This window comes from Paenibacillus sp. J22P143, from assembly GCF_059692035.1.
The window spans coordinates 447,605-467,065 of sequence record NZ_JCAUAQ010000002.1 but is presented as its reverse complement, the minus strand read 5'-3'; the positions used below and the strand labels follow the sequence as shown (position 1 = coordinate 467,065).

General features: G+C 44.4%; 9 protein-coding genes. All 9 read right to left on the bottom strand.

Features of this window, described 5'->3' with window-relative positions; all coding sequences use genetic code 11:
* Nucleotide 1: 1 nt before the first annotated feature.
* The 9 genes from AC58PQ_RS05765 to AC58PQ_RS05725 all read right to left on the bottom strand — a co-directional run bounded on the left by AC58PQ_RS05765 (nucleotide 2) and on the right by AC58PQ_RS05725 (nucleotide 19,447).
* Nucleotides 2-2,836, bottom strand: a complete 2,835-nt coding sequence (locus AC58PQ_RS05765) for an ABC transporter permease (protein ID WP_497241002.1) — start codon at nucleotides 2,834-2,836, stop codon at nucleotides 2-4.
* 35 nt (nucleotides 2,837-2,871) lie between these two features.
* On the bottom strand, nucleotides 2,872-3,909 hold the full coding sequence (locus tag AC58PQ_RS05760; protein WP_497241001.1) for an efflux RND transporter periplasmic adaptor subunit: 1,038 nt from the start codon (nucleotides 3,907-3,909) through the stop codon (nucleotides 2,872-2,874).
* Complete coding sequence (locus AC58PQ_RS05755; protein ID WP_497241000.1) at nucleotides 3,893-4,570, bottom strand: ABC transporter ATP-binding protein; 678 nt, start codon at nucleotides 4,568-4,570, stop codon at nucleotides 3,893-3,895. Before AC58PQ_RS05755 ends, AC58PQ_RS05760 begins: the two co-directional genes overlap by 17 nt.
* A 198-nt stretch (nucleotides 4,571-4,768) precedes the next feature.
* A complete protein-coding gene (locus AC58PQ_RS05750; protein ID WP_497240999.1) occupies nucleotides 4,769-7,429 on the bottom strand; it encodes a glycoside hydrolase family 38 N-terminal domain-containing protein in 2,661 nt (886 codons plus the stop codon).
* 49 nt (nucleotides 7,430-7,478) lie between these two features.
* Entirely contained in the window at nucleotides 7,479-9,650 is a 2,172-nt protein-coding gene (locus AC58PQ_RS05745) for a glycosyl hydrolase family 95 catalytic domain-containing protein (protein WP_497240998.1), read from the bottom strand.
* Between the two features lie 178 nt (nucleotides 9,651-9,828).
* Nucleotides 9,829-11,937 (bottom strand): alpha-galactosidase, encoded by a 2,109-nt coding sequence (locus tag AC58PQ_RS05740; RefSeq protein ID WP_497240997.1) that lies wholly within the window; start codon nucleotides 11,935-11,937, stop codon nucleotides 9,829-9,831.
* Between the two features lie 65 nt (nucleotides 11,938-12,002).
* Complete coding sequence (locus AC58PQ_RS05735) at nucleotides 12,003-15,980, bottom strand: glycosyl hydrolase family 95 catalytic domain-containing protein (RefSeq protein ID WP_497240996.1); 3,978 nt, start codon at nucleotides 15,978-15,980, stop codon at nucleotides 12,003-12,005.
* 25 nt (nucleotides 15,981-16,005) lie between these two features.
* Nucleotides 16,006-18,036: a DUF5107 domain-containing protein gene (locus AC58PQ_RS05730; protein WP_497240995.1), complete on the bottom strand. Its 2,031-nt coding sequence runs from the start codon at nucleotides 18,034-18,036 to the stop codon at nucleotides 16,006-16,008.
* Nucleotides 18,037-18,043: 7 nt separating this feature from the next.
* Nucleotides 18,044-19,447, bottom strand: coding sequence for a carbohydrate ABC transporter substrate-binding protein (locus AC58PQ_RS05725; RefSeq protein WP_497240994.1), 1,404 nt, complete (start codon nucleotides 19,445-19,447; stop codon nucleotides 18,044-18,046).
* Nucleotides 19,448-19,461: the final 14 nt, after the last annotated feature.

Sequence of the window (19,461 nt, the reverse complement as noted above, 5' to 3'; positions counted from 1 at the left end):
TTTAATCCTCCCCTAGCTTCAGAGCCTGATGCATGTTGATACGGGTTAGCATAAATCCGAGTATGCAAAGTCCCGTCACTAGCATCATGATTATAACGATATAGAGGCGTAGGGTATCAATGGGATTGAACATAACCTCAAAAGGCGGAACTAGCTTTTTCGCATCAAATGCAGTTTGAAAAACAGGCACATACAACCTGCTTGTCACATTTCCGGTCAACATACCAATTAGAATCGCAGAACCGGAAGTAAACACCTGCTCGGCAATGAGCATACCGATGAGTGAACGAAACGAAATTCCGATTGCCCGCAAAACGCCGTTCTGCAGAGTTCTGCCACGCAGCGCAAGCATCCAGTAGAGAAGGAAACCGATGAAACTTACACCAAGTGAGATGATGAAGCCAAGCGATAATACGCCGTTAATCGATAGTAGGAACGGATCGTTCTTGGCTCTCAGTATTTCGGATTTGGTATCGCTCATTGAAACGACCGAAAGTTTGTTATCTTGCATTTCTTGATACAAAGCGTTCATCGAAGCACCTGACTTCAATTTCAGCCAAACCTGATAAGGTTCAATCGCAAGCACGGATTGCACTTGCTTCAGATTGGCAACGACGAGCATGGGTGTCTGAGCTTTCTCTTTGGATTCTGCTGGATTTGGATTAAAGGTTGGAAAAAAATCAAGGACATCGTATACAATAAACGATCTTGCATCAACACCATCCCAACCTAAATTTATCGAATCGCCAACCTTTATTTTCATTTTATCTGCCATCGTTTTGGAGATAAGTACTGCTTTCGGATTGTCAGCTAATAAATTCAAATACTCATTGAAACTATGGGAAAGCAAACCATTACGAAACCATGCTGTGCGGCCGAAAATGTCCGTATCGACAGCCATTAAGGTCGCGATGTTGTTTGAGTGGCTGGCGGTGACACTTGCTTTCGGCTTTACGAAAACTTTAGCTGCCTCTTCCACACTCGGAAAGTTCTTTATTGGGTCGAAAGGCGGTTCTTCATAATGAATCCGCTTAGGAGGCGCCTTTCCTTCCGATTTGGGAGGAGCATCATTGGACCACCACGTCTGCATCACGACATCTGCACCGATCCCGTATCGGATTCGGTCTTCCATATTATCGTTGATCGTTCTTGCAGCGCTCGCACTGAATACGCCGGTCGCAATTGTCAGGATAAGAAATAACATTAGAAACTGATACTGGCTACTCGATCGGCCAACTTGAATCAATGTCGCATACATCGAAGGCGGCCACCAACTGCGACCCAACCAGTATATAGTCCTCATCAAGAACGGATAAAGACGCAGCAGCAACAATCCAAAGCCGAAAATAAACAGAGTTGGCAATAAAAACTGCAGAGGGTCGATTTTCAAATCACCTGTGCTCAGTCCAAGATTAAGCAACGTCTTCATTCGTGTTCTAAACAAGTGCAGTCCATATGCTGCAATGCTAAGAAAGATCACATCAAGAAACAGTTTATGCCAAATCGGCATCTTTTTCACACGTGCCAACTGCTGCTTGCGTTCGACAATCGTTACGCGCGTTGCCAAAAATGCCGGAATTAGCATCGTTAGGAGCGAACAAAACAGTGCTTTCAAGCCGTATTGAATCGCCTCACTATTCAATTGCACGGGCAAGGCTGTACGCTGGACAAACTCCAAAAATCCGTTCGAGGCGCCCGTAATTTTTGTCAAGAGCAGTCCTAACAGAATTCCGCAAGGATAGGCGATGATGCTAAGTATCAGGCCCTCCATGACAAAGGTCAGCATAATTTGCCATCTGGCGGCACCTCTGCTTCGCAATACGGCAATCTCGTTCTTTTGCCGATCCACAATCATATTCGAGACCATAAACATATAGAATGCGAGCATGATGAGTACAGGTACGTTCAACGACCAAATGAGAAGACGTAAATTTGAGGCACGGGTCTCATAACTTTGGATGGTGCTTAGCCCAGGAACCTTTGAATAATTGGAAGAACCAGCGCCATAACCACTTACCCAATTTTTAATATTTTCATTTGTCTGCAAGAAACCCTTTATATCATGCACACGCATTTTGGTGTAGTCCATGGCTATAAAGTATTCGGCGCTAAACAGCTTCAGTTTCGCTTTCTGCACGAACTCTTGATCAAACAATTCTTCATCTATGACCATTGTAGATGTAAACCTGTCCAAATCTGGACTATAAAAATACAAGTCATGATCTGTTTTTTTCTCGAAAATACCGACTGGCTTTAGCTGTATCTTTTCGGAGGAACTATTTTCATTTACGATAAACACATTGTCTAAAACCGTTTTAAGCTGATTGAACGTTTTCTCTGTCACGAGCACTTCATAAACGCCATTTACCGGCTTCGCTGACGGCATACGACCATCGACAAGCTTGATGTGGTCCTTGAGTCCTGAGGAGGAAGTCAAGTTGACAGTTCGTGAGATGTTGCGATCAGCTGTGCTCGATGCATCTGGCTCAATTCCGAACGTAGACGTACTTAGTGTCGTAACAAATTGTTGGATCGGCAAATGAAATCCCGAAGCTGCTTCCGTTCTCATAAAACGTTCAGCTTGGATCAATGTATCTTTCATTTCATCGGCCTTCTTGCCAGCAAGCCAAATAGAAGTCCAATAGGAACCCGAATATGTATTGGAATCCTGCTGTTGTCGATCTAAGTCTTTGACGAGCATACGTGATAATATTGCTTCCGTATAGATTGGCATGGAGCTGACAAGTGCCACAGTTATTGTAAGCCCTAGCAAGAGACTAATTTCCAACCACTTATTTTGGATCATTTTGCGAAATATCATGTTAAATAATGCCATGGCTAAAGCCTCCAGCTCCATAGGTCGGGGTAAGATTAATTTTGCAGAATGATGTTTTGTCCTTCTTTAACACCTTTAATTATTTCGACTTCCGTTGATGATTGGATACCCGTTTCCACATCATATTCCCTTAGTCCTTTATTCTCCAGCACCTGTACATAATTTCGGTTTAGATATGAACGCAGTCCACTAATGGGAATTTTGAGGACATTGTCATGTTTTTGCAAATAGATGGTCATCGACGCAGAAGTACCGATATCTACACCATCTGGTATTTTCCCGACTTCGACGTACAACGTTTTTGCATATTTTTCAGCAAGATCTTTGTTCTGTGTCAATGGAGCAGATGATGGTATCTGTACAACTTTTCCTACGATGGGATCACCTTTTTCCAGTGCCACCTCTGCGCTCATCCCCAGCCCGACTTCTTGGGTATTCTGTGAATTGTTAGGGCTCCATGCAATTCGAAGCTGACTTGGATCGGCAACAAGTACAAGCGTCTGATAAGGCTCTATTAAGCTGCCTGGCTTCAGTTCTGTTACAAAAACCACGCGACCGTCGATATTAGCCTTCAATTGTTTACCATTGACAGATTGCTGAAGACGATCGTATTTGATTTGCTCGATTTCCAGCTGTAGGCCTGCGATTTTGACGCTTTCTGGATCTTTATCCTTATTTTGCTCGGTAATTCTTAACGCATACTTTGCCTTCTCCATTGCAAGCTGTTGTTCTTTCAGTTGAAGATCTAATCCATCGAAGGTAAGCTGTATGAGGACATCTCCTTTTTTCACCTGATCTCCGGACTTCACGTTGATTTTCTCCAATCGCCCTCCGTTACTCGTGAACTGAGCGGTATCCATTTTCGTCGATTCGAAGATACCTGTTCCTTTCACTTCCTTGGCAACTGAGCCCAATTCCACTTTTACCGTATTATAATTTTCCTGCGTTGGTTTCACTAACGGCGGCTCTAGCGCCTGCTCTTCCTTCGGTAGAAGCGAACAGCCGGAGAGCAGTGAGCAAGCCAGCACAATAGCGAGCTTGATTGACATATATCGATTAGCGGGTTGCAACAAATTTCCCATCCTCCAATTCATATACTTGATCGACAATTTCCATGATGGCTGGATCGTGTGTCGTCATAATAACGGTCATTCCCTCGTGCCGGACTAGCTCCATAAGCACTTTCATCACTTGCAGTCCTGTTCTACTGTCGAGCTCCGCCGTTGGTTCGTCTGCTAGTAGCAGCTTCGGCTTATGTGCAATTGCACGAGCAATCGTTGTCCGCTGCTGCTCACCGCCGGACATCTCGTACGGTCGGTGGTGCATACGAGCCTTCAGACCTACAAGTTCAAGTGCCTGAAGTGCGGCTATATGCCGTTGCTTCTTATCGACACCAGCAATTCGAAGTGCGAAATCCACATTCTCATAGGCAGACATTAACGGTAACAGCGCAAAAGATTGAAAGATAAGTCCAATTTCAGTTCTCCGGAGTTTATCACGCTCGCGATCTGTACATTCGGTTAGTTCTCGACCTGCAAAATGTATGGATCCTTCTGTTGGCCTATCTAACGCGCCAAGCAGATTAATAAGTGTCGTTTTCCCTGAACCCGAACGACCTTTTAAAGCAATTAGGCTTCCGGGTGGAACGGCTAAATCAACACCTTTCAGCACGGTTACAGCCCCCGTGCCACGTCCGAATACGCGTTTGACGCCAGTAGCTTTTATAAGGCTCATGTGTGTTATCCTTTCCCTTTATTGTTTGTTCCAGGTTTTTCCTTATAATATTAATAACACTCTTGAACTTTATTTAACATGCACAAAAATGAACAAAAACTGCACATTTCTACACTGGATTTCCACAAAAAAAAGCTTGAATGAAAGACGAATCTTCCATTCAAGCTTAAGCACCGTCACCTGCAGGCTTATTTCCTACTATTCATGATTATCTTTCAGATTAACAAGAATATACTGCATTTGTTTAGCTTCTATTTTAATGGTAAAAGAACCCTCATCAATACCGGATATCTCCGATTGAATCTCTTCTAATACATTCGTTCTGTATACCGTTTCGATCATGCGGTTTGGAAAGCGCAATGTTGTATTGACTTCTTGATCAGAGTGGTTGATAAGGCGTACTAGCATTCCCTTACCTTCCTCCACCGGCTTCAAATCGAATAGTTGAACGCAATCTTCGCTTACTTCAACAAATTGGCCTGCACTTTCCTCTTCACAATCGACGACAGGCGTTGCAAGTACGGATGAAACGGCTCGAGTAGCCGAGATCATCGTATCCACCGGATCGAAGGCATGAAAGGTAGATAGGATATACGTGAACGAAACAAGACCTGGTTGACGAGCTCGAAAGTTCGTATCCCAGTAATTATTCATTGGCCAAGCCAGCAGAATAGGCTTTTCTTTCTTCTCAATCGCCTTCTGTTCTTTGCCGAAATTGAAGTCACCAACCTGAACAAGCGGTGCATCTGGACAGCTCATGGTAACACCATGCAGTCCATCGTACACAGAAACGCTCTTATCTATCGTAATAAAATCCCTGGACACACCTGGCAATTGCTGTGCATCCAATTCAACCAATTGACCGGCCGTATCATAATGGCAGCGCCACGCCTGCAAATTTAACGGTAATGCGAAATAAGTCCCTTCAGGTGTCGTGATGTCTTGTTTGAAGAAGGAGGCCTTCATTTCAATATCTGGCTTGTAGCTAAAGAAGGTGAATCTCTGCTCCAGCTGCTCCACGCCTGGTGCGTCCCAACTAATAATCAATGTTGCGCTATGCGCGCTTCGCTCTACACGGCAGTAATTGAATTTTGTATAGGTAAGTCTTTTAGCCTTCCAGTTATGGTTCCATTGGCTAATGCTGTTGTTGCCATCTTCAATATCTCTAGGGTGGATGGCGCTTCGGTTATTCTGATGATAAACCGTATCAACCGTCTCCTGAACGTATTGGAACAAGGTCCACGGGCTGGATGGATCGAGCACTTCCCAACTTTGCTGCTTATCAAATAAACTCGTAATTCGACCTGTTAAAGGATCGAAGCTGCAGGAATGGAATGGGGTTTCAATTGCACCCTGCTCCACTGTAATCTCTCTAAACCAAGGTCCTTCGCCATCCGTGCCAATAACACCCTTGCTCGCCTGTATCTCCTGTGACAATTCAACTTCCCTAAGCCCTTGAAATGGAATCTTGCGCCAGCTAAATGGAGGTAGCGTAACCGTGCCATAGCTTGCCCCCATATGATTATGTTCGATATTCATCAACACTTGTCGCATGCGGTCCGCACTTAAATGTCTCCCTGGCAATCGAAAACTGGAAGGAATCTGTAAGTCGTGCGTCACAGCCACCGAAGATGGATTGATGAGCATGATGCCTTCTGGCGTTAGCGATTGCAAAGGATTGTTCGCAAGCTTCTCCAAATGCGTATTCAGCAGGTAGCCTGTTAAACTATTTGCCATATAGGCATAATGGGCTTTATGCATCCATTGGATGTCAACACCCAGATGATCAGGCTTCCAAACCGAATCAGATGCCCCCCAGGTGTGCTCATCATACAACTGGATTTGATTCCAAGCTTCCTGTTTCGTTTCGGTAAAAGATGGATCTTCTACTTGCCCAAAGGCATCCAGCAGCTCAACCGCTTTCATCCCTTGCTTGGTTCTGCGATTCAGTTTGGTTTCTTTGGCGGAACTAGCTGAACCAAAATTCCAATAGTCCGTCCAATCTCCTGCATGAACAGGCAATCTCGCCGCATGCTCGTTAACTCTTGCATATAATTGTTCGGGCGTTACGAACGAGATCTGAATGCCTCTGTCTTCACCATTCCAAGTTTTCAGCAATTGTGCCAAATCGCGGTCTGGCGGATTGTTATCGTACAGCGGCAAATTCGTTGCGGTTAAATAAGCAAAATCAAATGGATATTCCGAGTTTGATTCAATTTTACGTAAATATTTCGATAGACCTTGAGCCATGATGTCCGTATTCATCGCATTGACGTCGCAAATCTGGCTGAAAAGCGAATAATGTTCGCCATTGAAGGTTAGCAATTTTCTGCGATCTGGCGCTTGCCAGTGAAACGCGTTCGGCCTATTGAAAGGAACGCCGCCAAAGTGGATGTTGATGCCCATAATGAGAAACTCGATGCCGGCATCAAGCAGCAACTGGTTATAGGTCCATGGCTGACCGTTAATGTCATGATGAATGGCTGTCTTTATTTCAATATCGAATTGGCTTCGCAAGTGACGGATCGGGTACAGCATCTTCGCGAGTTCCTCCGCCGTGCAGAGCGGCGTCGTATGCATGTAGGAGCCAGAGATACTCATTTGACCGTTGTGCAAGAAATGTTTAAAGCGATCGACTTGATCTGGCTTCGCCTTTTCCAACCAGCGCATAACCGGATAGCTTGACTCGCACGTCCATCGGAATCGATTGACCTCCGCCCAATCCTCAGTGAGTTCGCACAGATCCAAAGCTTGATCGATATAATGCCTTTGCATTTCCAGTAAAATAGGCTGCGCATGTGTATATCCAACATCCATATGGCTGTGATGCAGCACAAGCACTTCTTTGATTTTTGACATTGTAATCTTCCTTCCTAATCTTATAATGAACTGGAGGTTATTCCTTTAATCACAGACCATTCCGGAGCGAATAGGTTTTCCCTATCTTCGTATCAAAAGAAATCACATTTCCAGACAACTGCCACGCTATTTCCTGCATCGGTTCGCCTTGTTCTACTATGTGGACATCATTGTTTAACCATGGATTTACAATGTAGCAACGCTTCCCTTTCTCGCTTTTAATTTCAATAGCTGATACGCTTCCATTTGACAACTCACTCGAAACAAGAAATGCTCCAACTGCCCTTAAACATGAAAAACGCGCATTTTTTTCGCGTGGCCAAACGGGAAACAACCTAATTTTATGCTCATGGCTTTGCATCAGCATTTCATTAATTGCAGAAGGCACACCGCTGCAGCATTCGATGCCACCTCCACCAAAGAAGATAAATAAGTTCGGATAGCTATGATCCGTACACTGGCGGCGAAGTTCTCGCAAGATGATATCTGGGTCGTATCCCACCCGTGCTGCAGCTGTAAATATCGTTGGAAAACCGTTATAATCTGTCCAGCGATTTAACGAAGTTATTGTATCTTTGGCAATTTCGAGCAACAGTGGCTCTGAGTCAAGGCCAATTGCGCCAACTGGCCAAATATGTTGAATGGCAAGCGTATTACCATCACTCCACGCCATTCCCTCTTCAGTTAAACGGAATATCGTTTTTTCATTGTGGGTATATGTTGGGAAATTGCTGATATGCTGTACAATATGTGTCCACTTTTCACGTCTTTCTGCATTGACGCCAAGGTCTTCTGAAATATCGAGCAAGCCTTTGAACAACATACGGATTAGCCCTAATGAAACAATCGGGTTCATATCATCGAAACCTTTTGCCCAATCATCATCATCTTCATGTGAGTCTGTATACGTAGGAACTTCATGAATGGCATCACGATAAATGACATAGCGATTATCCTCAAACGTCAAATAATCCTCCCAGAAATCGGCCACTTCAATCAGAAATGGATAGGCAACTTGATCCATATATTGTAAATCATACGTGTGATAATAACGCATTAGCATGTTTACTGTACATAGCGCTGCATTGCTTTTCTGCCCCATAAACATATGTCCATCCTCATACACGGTATGGCATAATCCGGTTGGCAGTCCTTTGGGTCCTACACCAACATCATAATAAATTCCTCTGCAACCTAGATATTGTGCAGCATATTGACGCCCATTCGTCATATAGTCGAGCAATGGCTGGTCATACGGCTCACTTAACTCTACATGATTGGACGAATACACTCCCCACCAAGGTGCTTGATAGTTGTAGTTTAAATGATAGTCTCCAGCCCATTCAGGTTGATCTGTTGTTATCCAATTCCCAAATAAACCAGGAGGAAACTGCTTATTTCGACTACAAGAAGCCATAATATAGTGGGAGCCATACCAGAATTTCTCCAGTACCTCATCACCGATTTCAATCATGGACTTCTCCCAGAACTGCCTCCACCAATTGTTATGCTTGGAATGAATTTTTTGAATAGCTGCTTCATCTAATCGTGCTACGGCTTCAATGGACTCTTGAAAGTAGTTGGTTTGCTCATGATTCGTCATCGCGTTGATAATCATGTAGGATGTTTCCCCAGGCAGCAGTGTAAATTCATTGCTCTCCTGATTTAGACTTCGTAAGGCAAGGACACCTTCAGTCGTCCAATCCAAGTCGTCACCTGTAAATTTGCGAGTCCCCCATGAGACATCACGATTCTGACCATATTCCGTTGAAGATTCGTTTCCCGATTGGACCCACAAGTCAACCTTAACGGATACAGCTTGGCCTTCAGCAGTTAATTCAGCTACTACCACATTGTCAGTTGCCGAAACCCAGCATTTCATCGTAACTGTTGTATGCCTACTTTGAAAAGTTGATACTACCTCTGCTTCAAGCAAGCGTTGTTCACAATAATAGGTAGCTTCTTTAAGCGCTGGAATGTGAATATCTACTCCACCTAGTAGACATGGGGTTCCATTCATAAATATTCGCTTTGATTTCCAAAAATCTGCTTTCGATATCCATAGACGTTGTTGTTCAGGTGAACCACTTATTGCAACGCCGACATCACCATTTCCAATTAAAGGAGCATCGACCACTTTGGTAGAAGGTATATGTTCAGGTGGTTTTATAAAAATGCCCTTATATCTTTCCATCCGTTGTTTCAGATCATATTCAGCCATCAATCGACAACTCCTTATCCTTCTATTAGTCAACATGCTATATTCCTAATGGAATATAGCATGTGATTGGCAAACTATTTATCTACTGACTTCCTATGAGTTAGTATACATTTTGGAGCCCCTAGTTTAACATGTATAATCTTGAAATAAACCTGCACTATTTTGCGGAAAACGTACATTAATACATTTTATGAATTCTAATAACCGTACTTTGAAAATCTCCTCTTAAATCAACTTTAATCCCCATTTTCATTAAAGCTTTTCCGCTGAGGGGTTGCTCCGCGCCATCAACTTGATACAGCGTCTGCTCATCTAAGCCCTGCAAACGAATGCGTGGCAACTCATCTGCAAAGTTATTCGAGTGTAGGAAGGCAAAAACGACCGCCTCTTCTTGATTTTCACTCACATACATAGCCGAAGCCAACTGATTTTCCCTTACGGAAAGCAATCGATAAAGATTCCCATGCTGAATAATCGGCCTAATCTCTTTATATAGATGAATAAGCTCTTTCGCTTCTTGCTTTTCTTCGTCACTCCATTTCAACAGGTCTTCTCCAATGCCCAAATCTCCCATCATCGCGGAATGAAACCGATAGGCTAATGAAAGCTTTCTGCCATTAACCCAGTTTACTTCGTCGGAAACCCACGCTTCCATGATTTTGGCACAATAGGCATACGAGAACCCTTCTTGAATGCGCAACCGGTCAAATGCATCATTATTATCGCTGGTCCAGACCTGATCAAAATACTGTAAAATGCCCATATCCACCCGGCCGCCTCCACCCGAGCAGGATTGGAAGATAACGTTAGGATGTTTTTTCTTTAACTTGTCCATGATTTCATAAACGCCCCTTGCATGCCTTACCCAAATTCCCCTCTGCTCCTCTGGGGGCATGGAAGGATAGCCAGGTTCACTGAAGTTGCGATTCATGTCCCACTTGATAAAAGCAATGGCATGCTCGGAAAGCAGTCTGTCTATGGACTCATAAATGTATGCTCTTACATCAGCTCTAGCCAGATTTAAAATAAGCTGATTTCTAATAAGCGTTCGCTCTCGTGTCTCAAAATGGTAGACCCAATCCGGATGCGCTCGATACAAATCGCTATCGGGATTCACCATTTCCGGCTCCACCCATAGTCCAAAATCCATGCCTAAATCGTTTATTTTACGAATCTGGCCGTGTAATCCGTTCGGAAATTTAGTGGGATTAACCACCCAATCTCCAAGACCTGCTCGATCAGAATTGCGTGCGCCAAACCATCCATCATCCATGACAAACAGCTCAACTCCGACGGAAGATGCAATCTCTGCAAGCTTGATCTGTTGATCTTCATTGATATCGAAAGCGGTAGCATCCCATGAATTATAGAGCGTTTTCCTCAGCTTTGTTCGATTCTCAATCGGCAGCACGTAGTTCCGTTGATAGGTATGTAGATTTCTGCTGGCTTCGCCAAACCCTTTATTTACATATCCAACGATGTAGGTTGGCGTACGAAAGGTCTCTCCAGGCTTCAAATGCCAGGAAAAATCAAAATCATTCACCCCTGCACTTATTTTCACCATGTTAAATTTGTCTTTTTCAATGGCGATTTTCCAGTTGCCGCTAAATGCTAATGCACCGAAGTATACTTCTCCCTGCGTCTCATCTGCTTTACCTCCCCGATCCAACATGAAAAAGGGATTGGCAAAGTGACTGGTCGTACCTCGTCTGCTTTCAAGAACAAGCTTCGTATCTGGAAGCGTAACCCTATTTAATTGCGTTTCTCCAGACCAACGTCCCGTAAGATACGTAAGTCTGTAATCCTTCTCTCGCGGTAAGTAAATGGAGCCAGTTAAGGCTTGTTCCAACGTCATATTGTTCTCGCTGCGATTACTAATCTCACAATACCTTTCAATGAGATCACAATCCGCGATCATCTTGTAAGTTAGCTTCACATGTAAAGCATAGTAGGTATCTTTCAGGTTCAGAACAAGTACGTTCTCACTGATTTCAAAATCAACAAATGTCAAAATGACATCCCTCACATGATCATGAAAGGTGACTTTCAAGCTTGGCTCTGTAAATTTCGCTTTTCCCCATCCCATATATTCCTCTTCGCTCAGTTCACTGCCAAGTGTATAGGGGAAATGTGCAATACTACTCGCACTCGGATAATCCGATAGGTGCGGAAGCTTTTCACCAAAATAAATATGATTGATCGTGCCCAGATCACTTAATCCTAGCGCATAGGAAATATGATTTCCTTCAAGTACCCAAATGTTTCTTACGGCATCATGTTTTATCATGTTAAACACCTCGAATTGTATATGTAGTTGCTTGTTTCGTAATGAATGCCCAGTCCAAGGATGTGCTACTTCTTATTGACTGGCGAAATGGTGCACGTTTCTCCTTTGCACAATTGAACCGTCAATTCACTACCGATCGCGCAAGTTATTTCATCAATTGTTCCGTTATGTTCTATTACTAGTTTGACAGAATTAAACCGATTTTCCACCTTGTAAATGCCGTCACACTTCTCGGCAAACAACTCGACGTAATCTAGTTGTCCCTCAGCTATTCTGGCAGATACAAGCACGCCCATCTCGCCGCGAAATCGGTGAAATTCAGCGCCTTGTTCCCGCCATTCCTTCGGCACAGCTGGAAAAGGTCGAATGACGCCGTTGTTTGTCTGCAACAGCATCTCCTGAAGCGCATCGGCCGCCGCCATATTTCCTTCCAGCGTGAATGGACGGTAATGCCATTGCGTGATTCCTGCCTTTTTATAGTCGCCATTCAGATGGAAACCGTTAGGCGAGCACATGTATGCCCAGAATTGGCCTAGATGGTAGCGTGCTGCTCCACCATTTCCTTGTCGCGTGTATAGGGCGGCCATCCATGCAAATGAATAACCAACCCACAACCCTTTGCCGAGCTTTTCCAGATGGGCAATCGAATCGTCAATGATTCGCTTATCTTTTTCAGAGCCTCGATAGTCCAAGGTTTGCAGCGGATAAATCGCCATCGCATGCGAGAAATGCCGATGGCTTTCTGGCAACCGCTCATCTGGACTGAGCATGAGCCCCGATGCATCGACAGCGAGTTCAGGCAGACTTGCAAGTACGTTTGCCCATTGCTCACGCTCCACATCCTTGCCTAGCACATTAGCCATTTGCTCCAAAGTGGCAAACAGGTATCTCAGCAGCGATAAATCGTAATTGCTGTTTGGCGTCAACCAAGAACGCAAGCTGTCATCGTGTATTTCTGGTGAGCTCGAGAGCGGCAAATACAGCTTGCCCTCCTCATTCGGCTGCAGCAAGTCAAGCATACAAGCAGCTGTCTCCTTGAGGTAGACATACGCTTTGGCTTCAAGGAAATCACGGTCACCGGTATATTGCCAATAATGGTCAAAAGCTTGGCATACCCAAATTTGATTCGTCGGGCTGAGGGAATACATCGGCCACCCGCCAAGCGGTTTGCCGTCAATGGTCATGACCGAAGGCAAGTTGATGCCTGCCGTCCCGAAGAATGTCGTTGCAAACTCGCGAGCAGCTGGGCGTAAGTCCCATAGAAAATCAATAAAGCTTTCCCCTTCTTGCAAATGATTCGCCTTCAAGTAATGCCAATAACTTAATTCCGTGTTTAAATCGTGATGATAATCGCCCTTCCATGGCGGCAGCAAGCCTTCATCTGCCGTCCACACGCCTTGCAGCGGCATAGGAGGAGCTCCTTTGCGGGAACAGGAGCCAAACAAATAGTTGGTCAAATACCACATTTTTTCCATTTCAAAATCAGATAACGTCAATGCGCTTTGTTGCCAATAATGTTCCCACCAGCCCTTGTGGTCATGCAGCGCTTCCTCGAATCCAATAAGAGCAGCTTTCCGCACATTTCTAATGGCTTCCTCGAACCAGTCATCGCCGTCCAAATTGGAAGCAACCGTATATACCCAATGAATGTCCTGATCTGTCTGCTGATGCATCGCAACCACAATCGCGTACGCTAAGCCATGGCTCGTTCGTTGCAAGAACCATTCCATGCCTTCTTCGCTGCCGAACTCAGCCGCCGGATAGCCGAGCGAAGCTAATGATATTTCAAAAGAGGATCGCATGTCCTCTCGCTCATTCAGCTTACCCGCGTAGTCGGGAGAAACAAGATGCAGGCTTAGCTGGTTCACCGTATCTCCCTGCAACCGAATGTATCCCAGTCCTGATTCCGCATGTAAATAGCTTTCCAGTTTACATGGCGCAGTCGCACCCTCCGTAAGCCAGCTTACTTCCGCCTTCGCTTCACGAACATTCAGCTTGAATGCTAACTTGTCTGTCGCCTGTATGCCATAAAGCTCAAGGCGTCCTGCTGGCAGTTTCGTCGGATTCGGATGCGCGGAAAAGAAATCACTAAATCGACGTGAAATCTCACTCTGATTCTGACTTCGGACAAGTTCAACCAGATGACTGTACGTAAAGTTAGGATCTAGAACTTCTGGAGCCAGCCTCGTATCCCATAAATCTCCGCGATCCAAGCTGAATTTGAGTGGAGAACCAGGGGAACCCCCCCCCCATACCAGGCACCCGGTTAAACCGTTTCCTAGGGGAAGCGCCTCATCCCATCGCTGAATCGGTCCAAGAAACAGTAAATCGTGTTGTTCATCAGGCAATTTCATATCAGCGTTCACCTTCATATGTTCTCCATTAACGGTATTTCCTGTGATCATTACTTCACTGCATGCTGTCAGTCGTATCATCGATGGTTCGATCATCCGCCCAAGGCTCGACGCACAAATTTCATTATTGATAAAACGTAAATCACGCGTACTTTTAGCTGCGAGTACTGGCGCATCCTTCGTTTGGATCACATTATTTTCGATACGAATATGAGTGTGCACGGGAAGATCGGCGTGGATGTCCCTATTCTCTGGCGCGATCAAAAAGACAGGATTTTCGCTATTTCCGCACTCGATAAACCGATTGTTACGGATGGTGACATCCTTGACCATGCCGGATTCATACCAGCTTTCCGCATCATTGGCGATGAGAATTGCGCTCATTGCCGTACGTTCGAATACATTGCTTTCAATCGTAACCTTACGCCGCGTAGAGATTAAGATGCCTCGTGTTGGTATGACCGCAATATGATTGTTTCTGATCTCCACTTCCGGTGTCCAAGTCACGTTCTCAATGACATCACCCGCTTCAATCCTATCTGGCAACGTCTGTTCCAGTGTAAGCAATATTTCCCGCGGGCTAATGAATTGTGCCGCTTCCACTATGCTGCTCGCATATGCGGTTAGCGAACTTGCACGAACAAATTCGATCGTATCCCCTGGAAAAAAAGCTTCAAACCCATAACTTTGCCCATGCATAAACTTGACGACGAGTTGATGGGGAGTCCGTTTTTCTACGATGCGCAAATGAGTGCCATGGACGTTAATCGCATCGTCATGTGCCCCTGCCAAATGACTATTCGTAACGGCAATCGTCCCGCGACATCCCGAAAAATGCATAAAATCTGCAAAAGCAGCCGCGCTGCGTCCGCTTTCAGGACGAGGCGCCAACTTCATTTCATGGAAAGTTAGATTTTCACTAAACTGGCCGACCATGCCTAATCCATGCATATAATGCATGCCGACATGATGCCAGGTTATTTGACTGCTCCCCAGAATAAACACCCCGACTTGATCACGTATGCCGTCTCTAACTTGCAGTACACGACCGACAACCGTTGCCGGAGGAACGTCGACATACAACCTCAGTCTGCAAGGCTCTTGTTCTTCAACACGAATGGCATTCGCAATCCAATTCTCGCAGCGCCAAGTCGTATGTGTGAGCGGATCATATTCTTGCATGGGACCACGATGAAACCGCCAGCCTTCGCCTATCCAGAACAGTTTTCCATCCTGAATCTCGTAACGTGATGTGGGATGAACCTTAACATCGATATAGTCGCTGCCGGTCGCCTCAACGGTCATTTCCGCCATAGTCGGATACGCAAAATCGGTATTTACGTTGCGAATTTCCATATTCACACAATGATCTACTACGATCATTGTTTGTTTGCCATGAAACACAAAGAGGGATCCGTTGCCCTCGACAATGACATTTTTCATATTTTTAAATAAAATGCCAATTGTTTTCGTTACATCTTCATTTTCTTCCTCAGTGGCTGTGTTAGAGATGTAATAAGGAATTCTGGCTGCATGTTCCGGGTAGAAATCATAGCGTCCTTTTGGGAATTCAAGGATAACGCGCTCATCCATGCGGGAAATGGCTTCAATCGCACACTGCACAGCTTGTACAACATCTACACCTGAATCAGGCATAACCCCGAATTCTGTTATATTTCGTGAAATCAAATTGCATCCATCCTTCTAGCGAAAATTATGAGCCAATAATCCTAAAATCGATATTCGTTGGAGGAGGAAACTTCGCCTTTGCCTCTTCAAGCAGTTGATCCGTCAGTGCTTCATTTCTAGCGTGAGCAAGTTTTTTGGCCTGATACTTATACCACAGCTCGATAATCAATACTTCCCCTTCACGAATTACGGCAAATTCCTTTGTGAACAATTGGTTCACGAATTCATCCTTACCTAGTTCAAGAGCGGCTGCACCGACTATGATTTGTATACGATCACTATTTGCATCATTTTCACTCAACGATTCGTATATTCCCCATGCTTTTTCATAATTTTCACTTTGAATCAATAGATTCAGGTACTCTTCTACAAAAGCTCTATCTGGGAATTTATTGTTAATATTATATGCATTCTCCATATAATGCTGCGCCAAATCATAGTTCTCTCGACGTTTCATCACTTCTGCAAGGTTCCTATACACCCAAGCGGAAGGTTTCATTTCCACCGACTTTTCCCACGCTGCTATAGCTTCCTTATCCATCCCTCTCTCATAATACATAACGCCAAGATGCATATAGGCATTCCACGTTTGATTCGCTTTAGTTTGGAGACTATCTTGGAGCATCTCCAACCACTCGTCTTGGATCATCCATGAAGCTGGAACTTCTTGTACGTCATGTTCTGGGAGTCGTCCTTCTTGTAATAGAACATGCCAGTCGTATTGATCTGACAAAACTGTTTCAGAAAAATAAAAGCCTTGCGGGATTTCCCTATCTTCCATCTTTATTCTGCGCAGTTTCTCTAATGTGCCCCAACCTGAACCTGCGTGAAGGAGCTCTTCAGGCATTTTATCGGCAAATGATTTCAGCTTATGATGAATATTGGTTACGTCATCCTCACTCAAGTTATCGTCCACGACGTCTTGAATATAGGTGCATGCCGCATCCCAGCTCGTCTGATTAGCTATCTCGGTATCCACCTTTGTTTGGCCTATCATTTGTGTAAAATCCCATGTCGTATGGGCAGGCATATCGAGGCCGTGAAGCTGAGTTGGCGCCATTCCGCCCTGCACTTCGATATAATTGCCTTCGCCAGGCTTGGCCAGGAAGTCGCACCAACGTCGCCCACCAGGATGGTTACCCCAGCAGAACATTTTGCGATACCGAAGCCCGGAGGTAGATCGCTCAAAAAATAAGTTTCCATTCTCATAAGCTACTGCTTCCCAAGGCGATTTGGTCAATTCGGAAGTTTGGAAAAAATACTCATTCGCAAAAGGAAATTGCATCGGATAGGAAACATCCGTATTAGGCACAGATGGCAGGTAAGGCAGGTGATCGACACCAAAACCAGGCAGCTTATGATCAATGTAGATCACTTCACTTGTCGATGAAAAAACTCGCGATTTCTCCGTTTCTTTAACGGCAATATTCGTCCACCAATACATCGGAACTGACACTTGATTGTCGTTAATGATGCGGACATAAATGCCAAGCTTATCAGCGCCTGCAGGTAAATGAAAATCAATATGCCAGAATACATTTTTACAACGCTCATACTCATAAATTCGTAGAAATTCATTACCTTCATCGTCGTTTAGCTTCGCAGCATGCATGGAAGAGCATGTCGTAAACGTATGCCCGATCTGTCCAATGTTCCACTCAATTCCTCCTGAAAACCAAGCATTCAGGATGGCCAAATTCCCAGGTTGGAACACAGGATTCTTATATAAAATGTCTTCATCTGTCCTTTTATCTTTGAGTGAATAGAGTCTCCCGCCATACTCAGGCAAGAAAACAGCTTGCAGAATGTCATTTTCCAGAACAATCGTTTTGATAGTGATATCTTCGCGCTTTCTTGTATATCGATCCTGCATGCGGTAAGGCAAATACCTTTCGCCGGTTTCATAGCCCATATTTTCTTTTAGCGCATCGGAAAAGCTGCCATTTTCTTTCACTTCTCGATGATGATTCCTGTTTCTGAACATGGGAAGAGGATTATCGCCTTGTAAGGTCGTACCTTCAATCAATAAAGTTGAGTTATAAACATTATTTTTCATCAGCTTTTCAGCCTCCAGTTGGTTTCGAAGTTAAATTCCGCAATTGGCCAGATACGATCTCAATCCGATCCTGCCACTGGGATACGGACATCGTTTTGTTCATAACATTGTTGATGGAAATCCAGAGAGCATCATCGATCGTCACTGATGTATTCGGTGTCGTTTTCCATTGGAGCATTAACGGCTTTACACCGTGATCAAAAATTTTCATTGCATCATAAAAAACAGAATCAATATATGGCTTTGCCATCTCGACGCCATTTTTCACTGCAATGACACCTTTTGACTTCTCTGCATTCAGCTTGACAATCTCGTCTTTATACTGATATCGCAAAAATTCTTTTGCCAGTTCGATGTTTTTGGCTTTGGCCGGAATATAAAAATCATATAGCTCGATTTTCGCGTACTGTTGGTCACCTTTATAGATAACGGGAGGTGCCATGAAGCCGAATTGAAAGCCCTCTTCCCGCGGCGCTTCTTTCATTTCATTCTCTATCCAGGTGCCGCAAGGAATAAATAGTGCTTTGCCTAGCAGAAACGCGCTTTGCGATTGCGTATGGTTCATGACAAGAGAGCCCGGCAATAGGTATCCTTTTTGCGCGATCGTATAGAAAATATCCATAGCCTTCGTTATCGCATGCGATTTAAACGCACCAGGTTCATAGTTCATCGCTTTCGTCACTGCGTCGATACCGCCAACAGAAGCAGCCGTTGACCAAAATAGCGACTCGTTGTAACCTGCATACATGCCAGGATATGTGAAAAGCGATCTTCCTTCTGCTTTCGCAACTTCGCCGAGAGCCATAAATTCATCCCATGTTTCCGATACTTTCCAGCCTTTCTTTTCAAATAGAGCCTTATTGTAGATTAATCCTGCAGGAGAGATATAGGCTGGCGCATAGTAAATTTTACCGTCGCCTATTTTTTTGGAATAGTCAAGAACACCATCAATCAATTTATTTTTAAGCGGTATATCCGATTCCAAAGCATTACCCTCGAAAACATCGGTTAAATCGAGTAATCGCCTGTCTTTCATCATTTGATTAATGAGGCCTGTGCCATCAGACGGAGGCATATAAATAAAATCGGGCGGGTTACCCGCGACGATTTGCGGTTTGAGCATATCCATAATTCTCGGACTGGTTGTCAAATTAATTTTAACTCCGGGATAGTCCGCTTCAAATTTTTGTTTTACGGCTACCCAATAATCCTTTCCTTGGCCGCCTTCGAATGCGGCTACATTCAATTCTTTATTGGTAAATTCTTTTTTGGTTTTAGTAGCAACGGCATCATGCGTACTTGAGCTCTTCGAGCTTCCATCCCTTTCCGACATGTTGCAGCCCGCTAAAATGATGAAAAACAGGAGAACGCTTATGAAAGCGACATGTTGCTTGATTACATTGACAGGCATAAGTGTATTCCCCT